This window comes from Pseudarthrobacter sulfonivorans, assembly GCF_001484605.1.
GTDB lineage: Bacteria > Actinomycetota > Actinomycetes > Actinomycetales > Micrococcaceae > Arthrobacter > Arthrobacter sulfonivorans_A.
This window is the reverse complement of record NZ_CP013747.1, coordinates 1,200,188-1,212,089: the sequence shown is the minus strand read 5'-3', so window position 1 is coordinate 1,212,089 and position 11,902 is coordinate 1,200,188. Positions and strand designations below refer to the sequence as shown.

10 protein-coding genes and 1 pseudogene are annotated in these 11,902 nt (G+C 62.2%); 3 read left to right on the top strand and 8 right to left on the bottom strand.

Going from position 1 to position 11,902, the window contains the following annotated elements; genetic code table 11:
- Positions 1–185 precede the first annotated feature (185 nt).
- Complete coding sequence (locus AU252_RS05290) at positions 186–977, top strand: pentapeptide repeat-containing protein (protein ID WP_058929824.1); 792 nt, start codon at positions 186–188, stop codon at positions 975–977.
- A gap of 125 nt (positions 978–1,102) precedes the next feature.
- Here the strand turns inward: AU252_RS05290 and AU252_RS05285 are convergent, their stop codons facing one another.
- From AU252_RS05285 to AU252_RS05270, 5 genes are all read right to left on the bottom strand, one after another.
- Positions 1,103–2,059 (bottom strand): lipid kinase, encoded by a 957-nt coding sequence (locus AU252_RS05285; protein ID WP_058932762.1) that lies wholly within the window; start codon positions 2,057–2,059, stop codon positions 1,103–1,105.
- 236 nt (positions 2,060–2,295) lie between these two features.
- Entirely contained in the window at positions 2,296–3,192 is an 897-nt protein-coding gene (locus AU252_RS05280) for a ketopantoate reductase family protein (protein WP_058929823.1), read from the bottom strand.
- 97 nt (positions 3,193–3,289) lie between these two features.
- A complete protein-coding gene (locus AU252_RS23775) occupies positions 3,290–3,517 on the bottom strand; it encodes a hypothetical protein (RefSeq protein WP_240484324.1) in 228 nt (75 codons plus the stop codon).
- 344 nt (positions 3,518–3,861) lie between these two features.
- On the bottom strand, positions 3,862–4,497 hold the full coding sequence (locus tag AU252_RS05275) for a DUF4190 domain-containing protein (protein WP_167349817.1): 636 nt from the start codon (positions 4,495–4,497) through the stop codon (positions 3,862–3,864).
- Between the two features lie 887 nt (positions 4,498–5,384).
- On the bottom strand, positions 5,385–6,218 hold the full coding sequence (locus tag AU252_RS05270) for a DUF6994 family protein (RefSeq protein WP_240484323.1): 834 nt from the start codon (positions 6,216–6,218) through the stop codon (positions 5,385–5,387).
- Positions 6,219–6,543: 325 nt separating this feature from the next.
- On the opposite strand from AU252_RS05270, the gene AU252_RS05265 reads away from it, so the two are divergent.
- Positions 6,544–6,831 (top strand): hypothetical protein, encoded by a 288-nt coding sequence (locus AU252_RS05265; RefSeq protein WP_058929820.1) that lies wholly within the window; start codon positions 6,544–6,546, stop codon positions 6,829–6,831.
- A gap of 103 nt (positions 6,832–6,934) precedes the next feature.
- Here AU252_RS05265 and AU252_RS05260 read toward each other — a convergent pair whose 3' ends face one another.
- From AU252_RS05260 to AU252_RS23070, 3 genes and pseudogenes are all read right to left on the bottom strand, one after another.
- Entirely contained in the window at positions 6,935–8,608 is a 1,674-nt protein-coding gene (locus AU252_RS05260; RefSeq protein WP_058929819.1) for a thiamine pyrophosphate-binding protein, read from the bottom strand.
- Between the two features lie 120 nt (positions 8,609–8,728).
- Positions 8,729–9,143, bottom strand: a pseudogene (locus AU252_RS05255) (Lrp/AsnC family transcriptional regulator); the annotation flags it as partial.
- A 150-nt stretch (positions 9,144–9,293) separates the two neighbouring features.
- A complete protein-coding gene (locus tag AU252_RS23070) occupies positions 9,294–10,463 on the bottom strand; it encodes a Fic family protein (RefSeq protein WP_083510276.1) in 1,170 nt (389 codons plus the stop codon).
- An 85-nt stretch (positions 10,464–10,548) separates the two neighbouring features.
- On the opposite strand from AU252_RS23070, the gene AU252_RS05240 reads away from it, so the two are divergent.
- Positions 10,549–11,757, top strand: coding sequence for a hypothetical protein (locus AU252_RS05240; protein WP_058929816.1), 1,209 nt, complete (start codon positions 10,549–10,551; stop codon positions 11,755–11,757).
- Positions 11,758–11,902: the final 145 nt, after the last annotated feature.

Sequence of the window (11,902 nt, the reverse complement as noted above, 5' to 3'; positions counted from 1 at the left end):
TGCCCTGTACGAATCCAAGGAAGATACGATCCAGATACGGCGAAAGATAAGACTCCTACGATGGCAAGGAGGCATGAATGCCAAGCGGTTATGGCAGTATGCAACAGCGCACTCGACCTAGGTGGGCTTTGAAACCGAAGCCTCGTAAAAAGCGGTCTTGGCGGGAACAGGATCCTCCCTGGTGGGTGCAAGACATACTCATTGCCTTCTTACTTGGTGTCATCCTGCTCGTCGGCCAGTCGTGGCTTGACGATCAGAGGTCGGATCGCGAGCTAAAAGCTGCCACGACCACGGCAGACGAAGCGGACAGGCGAGAGAATCTCCGCTTCGTAAGGGAACGATCGACAACGCAGGCGGCGGAGAGACCCTTTCACTCATTGGACTTGGCCGATCAAAACTTGTCAGGCCTTCTTATGAGTGGAGCTGACCTTGCAAATGCGAACCTCTCCTCTGCCAGGCTCGATGGTACAGACCTCACCAACGCCTTGCTTGTGGAAGCCGATCTTGGAAGGGCGAACCTACGTAACGCTATCCTCAAGAATGCCAACCTGACACGCGCAAACCTTACTGGTGCAAGGTTTGAAGGCGTCAACCTCGCTGGAGCTGACCTTAGCTCCGCAACCGGCTTGTCGGACGCCTATCTGTCCAGTTTCGGGGCGCAAGCAAAGCTGAATCTGACCGGGGTGAAACTCATAGGGGTCTCACTGGACAGAACAAACTTTACTTTTACGGACCTGACCAATGCAGACCTTACAAACGCGAGGCTTTTCCACGCCTTCCTCATTGGCACCAATTTCAGAGGGGCGACGCTTACGAACGCATTTCTCGGCGGGGCTGACATCTCAGGAGCTGACTTCAGAGACGCGGACCTCAGCGGCGCACACATCGGATCAGTAAAATATATCGGGGGATTTTGTTATAACTCCGCGACTGTCTGGCCTGCCGGCTTTTCACCACCCGCTAGCCGTTGCCCGTGATCTGCTGCACCCGCAACTAAGGGGAGATGTGCCGGAGGCGTGACGGTTTTCGAAACAACGCCCTTAGGGCGGGCTGACCGGCGAAAGAAAGAAATCTGGCTATGGGCCGGTGAGCTAATAGGTTTTCAAATGGACGACCAGTCCGCGGCGCCCGGTCCGTCGAACAGCGCGCTGGTGCTGCTCTGGGGCACCACGACGTGGACGGCGTTGCGCTGGACGGTGAAGTCAGTGGGCGTGGCGGTCGCAATCTCGCCGTCGAGATTCACCGGCAGCGGCTGGTCGGTGACCAGCCGGACACGTCTGGTGGTCAGGTGGTACACCCGATCGTGTTTGATGAAGCTTCCGTCCTTGAGCAACCGCGCGATACTCACATGCTCCCGGAGTGGCCCCGCCAGGATGGCGTAGATGTCCAGGGTGTGGTCGTCGATCCCTGCCGTGGGGGAGACCGTGTTGCCGCCGCCGTAATGCCGGCCATTGCCGACGGCTACCTGAAGGAGGCTGTCGAGCTCAATCGGCTCGTGGTCCCCGTCGGGGAACTCGAGACGGGCCCGGAACGCCTTGTGCCTGGCATAAGCCGTCAGCGTGGCGATGCTGTACGCCAATGGCCCGATGTATCGCTTCAGGCGGGGGCTGAGAGCTTCGGTAACTGCCACGGACAAGCCCGCGGACGCGACGTTGAGGAATGGCTCACCGTTGGCCCGGCCGAGGTCGATGTCCACTACTTTCCCGTCTGCGATGGTGGCGCAGGCCTCGGCAAGGTTGTTGGGTATCTCCAGTGTGCGGGCGAAGTCGTTGGCGGTGCCCAGGGGAAGAACGCCGAGCACAACGTCGGTGCCGGCAACCCGACCGGCGGCGTAGGACACTGTCCCGTCGCCGCCACCAACTACGACCAGGTCGTGCCCGTCCGCAAGCACCCGATCAAGCGTCCCGGCCAGGTCTGCCCCCGACAGCACGTGGTGCACGGCAGAGATGGGCACGCCTGCCTTTCGCATCGTGTCCACGGCAAGTTCGGGTGCCGCCCCTCGGCGTGATCCGGCGTTGATCACAACGGCGGCAGAGCGTGCGTCCCGGGCAGCTTTCATGTGGGCCATGTTAGGCGCCGGACCTGTGAATGCCCCTAGCCCGCCACCGCAGCCTTCGCCCTCGCCGCCTTCGAGGCCTGCATCCACTCCCTCAGTCACGGGGCCAGGACGGTCGACGTGATCCGGCAGTCTTGTCCGGTCTTTCGGTGCAGCGGGAAGAGCACGGCGTCGCCTGTTGATCAGCTCGCCCGCTCCAGCACGCTGGCTCCGCCGCCTGCTGGCCGCGCCGGAGTGGTTCAGGTTGGCAGGCCGGCCCTGATCTGGATGAGGGTGAGCTCCAACAGAGGCGTAGGGACGTTGAGGCTGCGGGCTCTGCCGGCAAGGTCGCCGAGGATGTGCTCGGCCTCCGATGGGAGCCCTGCGCTGAGGTCCCGGTACAGGGAGGAAGTGAAGGCCGATCCCGGTTCAGTCAGGATACCGACCGCCTGTGCATGACCGGCGTCGGAAACGGGATGTCCTGCCGCCGCCGCCACCGCTTCGGTTTCACTGATGGCCTCCAGGATCCTGGACCGCCCGCCGGCGTCGATGATCCGTCCAACCGGCGCCCGGAACAGGCAGTTGACGATTCCTGCGGCCGCGATGAATACCCATTTCTCCCACAGGGCGCCGGCTACGTCGTCCACTACCGAGAAGTCGACGCCGGGCACGTCCAGAGCTTCGGAAACATCCGTAGGGACAGGGTTTCCGCTCAGCCCGCCCACCATGAGGGAAGTGAGGGGCATCTGCTGGCGGACCACATCGCCGTCGAGAGTGGCGACGATCCGGGCCAGGCCGCCGAGCACCTGGCCCGGGTACAACTGCTCAAGCCGGTCCACATGGGCCATGCCGTTGAGGATGGGAATGATGCTCGTTCCAGGCCCGACGAAAGCGCCAATCTCGCCGAGTACGCCCTCGAACGCGGTGGCTTTGACCGTGACGAGGATCAGATCGAAGGCCTCTGACCCGTCCGGGGCGGTGATGGTTTTTACCGGGTGCGTCCGGTCAGCGGTGGGGGAAATGAAGCGTAACCCGTCCCGGCGGAGGGCCTCTTGCTTGCGCGGCCGCACCAGATACGTGACATCCCGTCCCGCTTCCTGCAGGAGCGTTCCGAACGCCCCGCCTGTGGCTCCGGCTCCGACGACGAGTATCCGCATGGATTCATGCTACGTCAGGCAGGCAGAACCATACGTGGGGCCTCTACCCCGCCACCGCCGCCTTCGCCTCCTGCTTGGCCTGCATCCATTCGCTCAGTCACGGGGCCCGGACGCTGGCGGTGATGCGGCAGTCGGCCACGAAGGTTCCCTTGGCGCCGGCGTCGATCCAGTCCGTGAGCGCGGCAAGGTCCGACAGTGAGCGGATGATCGCCGACTCGGCACCGAGCGCGCGGGCGATTCCGCTGAAGTCCACTTCGGGGATCAGCATGGGCTTTTCGGTCAGGCCCGGGGAAGTAGCCGAACCGGGGCACTTTGACACGGACACGCCGCGGATTGAGCCGTTTCGGGGCCGTGTCAGCATCAATGTGCCCCACCACGGCGCCCTGACGAGTCGCGAGGAGGACCTATTTCGCCTCCGTTATCGACGGAAGGTCCTCCTCGTTCCGCGCACCCCCTGGACGTCGCCGGGCTGAGGGGACAGGAGTTGATGCCGGGGTATGACCTGGGCTCAGCACGGTCCAAAGTTTCCAGAGGCATCCGCCGGATGATCGGTGGACTGGCCGCCCGTCAGCAGGTCCTTTGCGCGGTAGTGGAGAATGCGCGCAGCGGGCCGCACGGACTATGGCTGGCACGGGTCTTGCGTAGTCCCTTGCCAGCCATCCAGCTGAGCTACTTGGACCAGGTGCTTCCCGAGCAAGAGGCATGAGCGCCAGTGCCGTTGCCCGTGTTCTTACCTGCGCTCTTGCCATCGATCAGAATCTCGCACGTGACTGCGGCGGACGCATCGCTGTAGCTTCCGGTGACTGACAGGCTCGTAAAACCGAATTCCGTAGAGGTGATGGACTTCTTCCACTCTGACGTGACGTCTTCAGTTGATGTCCCGCCGGGGGTCCAGTACGAGATGCTGGCCGGACCGGTGGTGGTTACGATGTACTCCACCGTGTGCTCGGCATTGATGCTGTTGTCAATTGCCTTTGCTGCGGCACTCACTCCGGCCGTCACCATTGCGGCGACAATAACGCTGACGATGCCGAGGATGACTCCCGTTATTGCCATGCCCTTCTTCCGATTCTTCAGGAAGAGAGCGATGACGCCGAGGATGACGGCAATGGGGCCTAGGATAAAGGCGATCATGCCCACGATCGGGATCATACTGAACACTGCTGCGACGATGCCCACTACAAGAGACGCAACACCGAGGCCGTTTTTGCGCTTCTCCTCGACAAGTCGCACGAGCTGAACTCGTTCTTCAGGCGTTGCCCAAGGTGCCGGACCATTTTTGATATCAGACATAATTTTCCCCATTTTCTTGTTTCTGACGGACCCTGCTGATGGATACTTTCGTTCTGCAGAAGCTTGCGGACTTTGTGCCTCCGCAGGAAGACGCAAGGGATTTCTTTAGCGCCTAGGCATGCGTTTGAGGCGTGAAAAGCAGTACCTTCCGTGATCCATGCGTCTTCGGTCCACAACTCTTGAGCTGCATTTGCTCTACAACGCAACTTGGTGTTGGCGCTAAGCACCGTTTCGTAATCAACAATGGGGAACTGCTTAAGCGTGCGGCGCTGACCAAAGTTGGTGTGAGCTTCAAACTGATTTCCCCCTTGATGAAATCCATGTCAGCTAAGTCGGACGCAATATCCAGAATGCTGATGACCCAATTCTTCACGGGGAAAAGGCGGGCACAAGGCGTTCTCCGATTGCTCGGTGAATTTTGCGTAGTCCTTGAGCAGCCCTTGATCAAATCTGCGAGAGGGCTATCTATTCGCGTAGTACCCAGGCGGTGTTGTTCGGCTGCAGCCAGCCGCCTTCGCCCAGCGGCGCCGCGCTGAGAAGCCCCGATCCGACCGGAAGCTTTACGGGTTCAGTGCCCATCGCGACGGCGACGAAGAAACCGTGATTGTGTATGACTGGTGCATCTCGTCGGCGCGGGTGTAGCGGGCGGTGCGGGCCGGTTGCCGGAGGAGAAGAGGTGCAGGATCAATCAGTGTCCGTGTCAGAACCCCGGGGCGGCGCGGGACGATGCCCGGCCGCCGAATATGCTCTGGCAGTTGTACAGCGGCAGGTCGATGGGGGAGCCCGGGCCTGAGCTGCAGCCTTCGACGAAGTGGAACATCTCCCGTTCCGGCTATCCCTGGTGGACCTGTGAATTCGTCTAGGCCGCCGGCGCCATTCTTGGGAGCCCCGCTACGGGGCTAACCGCCAATCTCGTTGTCGGGGTGGTTGTCCTCAAGCCACTTGGTAATCCGCTGTCCCCGTTTCGCGATGAACTCCAGCGTGGCCTCCCGATACGTCACGTACTCCTCCGTTGTGGCCGGTGTTCCGCGTCGCTTGAAGTTGTCGAACGGCAGGAAGAACCGAACCTCGTCGTAGTCGGCAGTGACGAGGTCTTGCAGGTGGAAGAAGTCCACGAACTCCTTGAACCCGTCGAAGAGCGCGAAGAAGTCCGCGTAGGCGTTGAGGACACCGGCGAGGGGGCTCTCGGGCTCTCCTGCGTAGTGACGCCGGATGCACTCCAGGGTGAGGTCCATGCGGTCAGCGATCAGCGACCTGATTCCTCGTGCCTGGTTGATGGTGGGTCGGTCCGCCGTCCTGACGGGCCAGATCATTGCACTGCCGATGGTGTACGGCGGGTTGAGGTAGCGGGCCCGCTGCTCCTCGTTCAGCCCGGCAATGGCGTCGGCCAGAGGCCTCGGGCGCAGCCACTTGGTGTAGGAGTTCGTGATGGCGTCGCTGCCGTACCAATGCCTCCCCCCGGAGGTGTCGGTGAAGATGAGGTAGCCGTCCCCACGATTCGGCGGCACGGTCTGCGCGAAAAGGACACCGGAGTTCAGCTTCTTGGTCCACAGCAACTGATGGAGAGACCGGAGCTTCGGACTGTCCCTGTCCGGGTCGGGATTGTTCCTCGCCGGGCTGTCGGTCTTGTAGTCGAAGGACGTACTGCAGACCAGCATCTCGGGGGTGTTCGGCGGCCGCCCCCCGACTTCGTCGAGCACTGCCGTTGCCCCCGCCAGACCATGTTCACTCATCTTTTCCCCCATCATTCTGTGCAGCCAATGCCGTGATGCTAGTTCTTCATAGGAATGAAAGATTCGTTCCTGAGGCAATCTTGCGCTGATCTTTCGCCCGCCCCGCTCTGATCAGCCGCCTGGCGTATGACGTGAGCCTTCGCACCTTATTTTGAGTAGCTCACATTAAGCCGTAAAATTAGGTACAGGCCACCGTAGCCCTTGAGTACCGCACCGGTGAACATACCCGGGCCAGCGGGGCAAGCGATATAACGCGCAACCGCCCTCCTGCTTGAGCGGCACAAGAACCTGTATGGCACTCATCCCGAAACCCCAAGGAGAACCCATGACTTTCCTGACCGAACGCCCCGAAACCTCCTCATCCATCACCGAAACCACCCTTCAGGCCGCTTCCGCTAGCGCTGTCCCTGACACCGCAGTGCGCGGCGGCAGCTACGTGACTCTCCCCGCCGGCAGCGTCTCCGTCGGCGTCGAGGGCAGCTATGTCACCGTCGCTGGCGCCCGAAACCTGCGCCCCGTCACCCGTGGCAGCTATGTCACAGTAGACGGCACACCCGTTGTTGCCGCCAGCGTCATCGAGGGCAGCTACGTAACGCTTCCGACGGCGGCCTAGGGTCCAGCGCCCTTCGGCGGATAGCACCACCTCGCGGGCATAAAAGGAGGCCGACGGCGACACTGGGTGTCGTTGTCGGCCTCCTTTTCGTGCATCCGGGCAGCTACCCCGCCACCGCCGCCTTTGCAGCCTGCGAGGCCTGCATCCACTCGCTCAGCCACGGCGCCCGGACGCTCGACGTGATCCGGCAGTCGGCCACGAAGGTTCCCTTCGCACCGGCGTCGATCCATTCCTCGAGCGCGGCTAGGTCCGCCAGTGAGCGGATGATCGCCGACTCGGCACCGAGCGCGCGGGCGATGCCGCTGAAGTCCACCTCGGGGATCAGCATCGGCTTTTCGGTCAGGCCCTGGGAGCCGTACTGGTGGATTTCGGCTCCGTAGGCGGCATCGTTGTAGATCACGACGACGGCGCTGCTCGCCGCACCAATGAGCGATTCGAGGTCGGACAGGCCCATCAGGAAACCGCCGTCGCCGGAGGCCAGCACCAGGGTGCGGCCGTCCTCCACGGCGCGGGCTGCCCCGACGGCGCTGGCAAGGCCCAGCCCGATGGCCTGGTAGGCGGTCCCCACCATGACCAGGTCCTGCGGCCTCGGGATGCGCCAGTACATGGGCGCCCAGCCGACGAAGTGCCCTCCGTCCTGGACCACCGTGCGGCGCTCCGGCAGGACGGCATCCAGTGCCGTGGCCAGGGAGCGCGGGTCCAGCCGGCCGTCCGGGGTCTCGTCGGAGCCTGGGTGGTGGGCCGGTCCTTCGGCCAGGCGCTTGCGGGCTTCCCCGCGCCAGGCTTCTGCGCGGCTGGCGTCCGGAGAGGCCGGGCCATCCAGCATCCTCAGGATGCGTCCCGCGGCAGACTTCACGTCCGCGCTGACGAACATGTCCACCCGGGGGTGCGTCGGCTGCAGGGCGGTGTCGATCTGGATGACGGTGCTGTCCGGGCCGAGCAGGTGCCCGAACCGCATGGTGAAGGGGCTCAGGCTCGCCCCGGCCACGAGGACTACATCGGCCTCACCCATGAGCCCGGCCGCGGTGTCCGTGCCGAAACCGCCGGCGACGCCCAGGTACCCCTCGCCTTTGAGGAGGTTGAGCGCCAGGGCGGTTCCGGCGGTCAGTGCGCCGAGGCGGTCGGCGAGCTCGCGGAGCTCCGGGCCGGCTCCGGCGAGATGCGCACCGCGGCCGGCGATGATCAGCGGGCGCTTCGCCCCGGCGAGCAGGCGGGCTGTCTGCCCAAGGCCGCCGTCGACGTCGTCCGTCACCGCCGCTGCCAGCGGCGCCGGAAGTTCCTCGTCCCCGGCCTCGAGCGCCGCGAGGTCGTAGGGGATGGCAATCACGACGGCGGTGCGCTTGGTGAGTGCGTATTCCACCGCCTGCTGCGTGATGGCACCCGCGGCGTCGCGGGTGACGGTGAAGGTGGCCGCGCCGAGTGCCGCGGCGATTGCAGTCTGATCCACGTCCTGGGGCCGGGCGCCGCTGCTCGGAGCGTCCCCGGTGACCAGTACAACGGGGATTTGCGCCTGGACCGCCTCGGCGAGGGCAGTGAGGGCGTTGGTGTAGCCGGGGCCGTAGGTGGTGGTGCCCGCTGCGAGGCGACCTGAGGTCCGGTAGTAGGCGTCGGCCGCGGCGATGGCGGCGCCTTCGTGGCGGACGGGGGAGAAACGGAGGCCCAGCTGTTCCGCGGCGTCCAGGAAGTAGACGTTTCCGTTGCCCATCACACCGAAGACATCGCTGATGTAGCTGCTGAGAACCTGTGCCACGCGGCCGGAGACAGTGAGAGTAGTCATGCAGGAATCTTGTGGGCTGGTTCACAGATAGGCAAGACACATCAATACGGCTGGGATTCTTGGCAGCAGAAGACAGTCGCCACTGAAAATATGCACACGTGTGGCGTGCTTCACCTGCGTTTACTCCGAGGGGCGGGATTCCTGCTCCGTCAGCGGCTCAGGAGGCCGTCGTAGCGGGGCGGCATGAGTTCAACCACGGAGATGGCTGTGCTGGTGCGCTGGATTCCGTCGATGGCCAGGACGTGGTTGGTGATGCGGTAGAGATCGGCCGTACTCCGGGCCACGACCTTGGCCATGAGGTCCGCGTTTCCGGTGGTGGCGTGCACCTCGATGACCTCCGGGATGGCCGCGAGGCCCTCTTCTACCGAGCCCGCCGGGTCTGGCTGAGGGCCAGGGAGAGGAAGGCCATCAGGTCATAGCCCAATGCGGCGGGATCCAGCCTGCGGCTGAAGGGGCGGAGGGCGCCGCTGCGCTCGAGCCGTGCCAGCCGGGCGTGGACGGTGTTCCGTGCGACGCCGAGTGGCCGGGAGCGACTGTCAGCAGTGACCTGACCGAAGGAAGATCGACGTCAACTCCTTGATATTGTCTGTAGGCAAATACGTCACCGGGCGTTGGAGAGCACTTCGAGGGCCTGCAGATCGAAGGGAGACTGCTAGTAAAGGGCTTCGTCTACGCCAGAACTGCATTATTCGGACTCCTCAGGCGCTGGCCTTGATTCGTCATCGAAGAGCTGAAGAACCTGAGGGGCATACCAGAACTTTGTGCCGCCCCGACCGAAGGATCCCAAAGTGCTGAGCCAATGGCGACGTTCCAAAGACCTGAGCAGGTTCAATGCTCCCTGGTTCGATACGTTCAGCTGCAGTTGAACTTGGGCGGCAGTAACCACTGGGTTCTCAAAAAGCATGTCTACGACCTCTGGAGCGCGGCTGCGGACACCAGATAGGTCGGCGCGGTACTTTTCCCTGAGTTCCAAAAGGTGAAGTGCTCGGGCGAGCCCATCTTCGGCCTGAACATGCACAGCCGTGAGGAAGAACTGCAGCCATTCCTGGATCTCACCCTTTTCGCGAACATTTTGCAATCGGTCGTAGTACTCTGTGCGGTTTGCAGCGAAATAGGCGCTGACGTACAAAAGGGGAGCCGACAGCGCGCGCTCCTCCTCTAATAGGAGTTGAATCAGCATCCGGCCGACACGACCGTTGCCATCGCGGAATGGATGAATTGTCAAAAACTGATAATGAAGCAGGGCGATGCGTATCAGCAATGGCAGTCGTGGCGGCCTCGCGTGCCAGGTCTCCCAGTCGTCCAAATTCTCAATCATTGCCGGTCCGATCGGCGGAACGAATCGAGCAGTTTCTGGGCCCTTTGTGGGTGAACCGAGCCAAACAGGAGTGGTTCGCCATTGCCCGGGAGACATGTCTGAGTGGTTCCCCACAAGGATGGCATGAACGCGCTGAATAAGGGAGAGGTCGACTTTTTGATCTCGCACATATTGAAGGCCTTCATCGAGCGCTTGCCTATAGGCCTCTATCGCGCGGACGTCCTGGACGTAGGCTCTGGGGTTTCCTGCCTCGGATTCATACACGTCCGTAAGGGTCGCTTGGGTGCCTTCGATTCGCGAGCTTGCTACGGCTTCGCGTGCCGCGTACGGCCTGCTGATGAGTTCGGGATTGCGAAGCAGGCGCGCCACACCGTCGAGCCGCCCAACCGCCCCGTCCGCTTTCGACAGTGCCATCTGTGTTTCATCGCTTAGTTCTACGTCCTTTGGCAACGGGGAGGGCAAGAACCAGTTGAAGCCGTTGCTTGCATCCTTCTGCACGCTTCCGAACGCGGAAGTCTCAAAGTTCGAAGCTTTCATGCTTCTAACTTACAACACAAATGGGTGCTATATTGAATGTAGATGGATTTGTGACCTTGAATGTTGGATCTTAGGAGGCAGTTCGGTGGGGAAGACCGCTGTGATCGTGGACAGTCGAAACGTGCTTGGGCAGGTTTCGGCTGTGATGGGGCAGCGGCGTCGGCCCACTGTAGACGGCGTCCGCGCAAGCCTTGCCATGGTCGGCTTCGACGTGTCCCACGTCCACGTCGGGCTGGCGCTGGCGCGCGACAAGGACATAAGTACTCTCGCCGCTCAGCACGCTTCGAACGATAAATACAAAGAGTCTATCGAGTCTGACCTGGACGCCGAAGTCCTCCTCGGAGAACTACACGTGAAGAACAATAGCGACGGGACAACCCGCGTCGAGGAGAAAATCGTCGACGGCGCATGCAACGTGTGCATCACCAAGTACGTCGACGCCATCCTGCATGGAAGATCTGACGTTGAATCAGTAGTCGTCCTCAGCAAAGACATCGACCTCAGCCCCTCTATCGACTACGGACTGCAGGTCGGGGTGCCCGTATATGTCGCAGCCACCGATGTAGTTCAGCGCCGGCCTCACCCGCATCTCCTTCTCACGCCCCTGTTGCTGGAGGTCATGGCAGGCCTCAGTCCGGCCGCGAGCGGGCACGCGCTCCGCGAACTCGCTGCCATGGCGTTGACCGAACAGGTAGCTATGGACTGGACGCCGCGGCCAGGAAGAGACTCCGGGATGTACACCCACCCGACCGGGCTTGAAGGAATTGCCAAAAGCAGCCTCAAGTCTGCTCTCTCCGGAGATCCCGTTACACTCTACGCCGTCGACGTCGACTTCGCCGTTGCGAGTCATGCCGGATTCCCGGTTCTCGTCCTCGATTCAAAGCCGGCTGCCCATCCACCTGTCGAGAAACTCACCGTTGTAGGCCGGTCCAGCCTTCTCACTGTAACGCTGAAAGACGAAGACAATTCAGTTATGTCGTCGTCGTTCCCGGCCGGAGGTGTAGTGCCCGGCGACACCCTGGTGCGACACCTTACGACGGGAAGGTTGATCGGCAGGCTGGGGGCGGTGATGTCCCATCGGGCTTTTGACCCTGATGTGATTCACATCATACGGGTTGCTACGGCCTTGCCTAAAGGCGGCCATCTGGGAACCGATGCTTCAAACAGACGCGGTCTCATCCTCGGAACGGGTGACCATAAGCCTGGTGCACGATTCGCGGCCGTCCAAATTGACGCGAAGTCCAAGGGGCCTGTGTGGGTCGCCCTGGGTTCGCCCCTACCTCCCAGAGCTTAAAGCAGAAGAGGCGACTTGCGTCGCCTCTTCAGTTAAAGCGGGCCCATACGTCCCGCACTGAGTATGTAACGATACTAGGCGCGCGCTGCTGTTCGAGTCAATTCGAGTCTACAAGTGGTGCCGTTCAGATTCAGGTGCAGCAAAG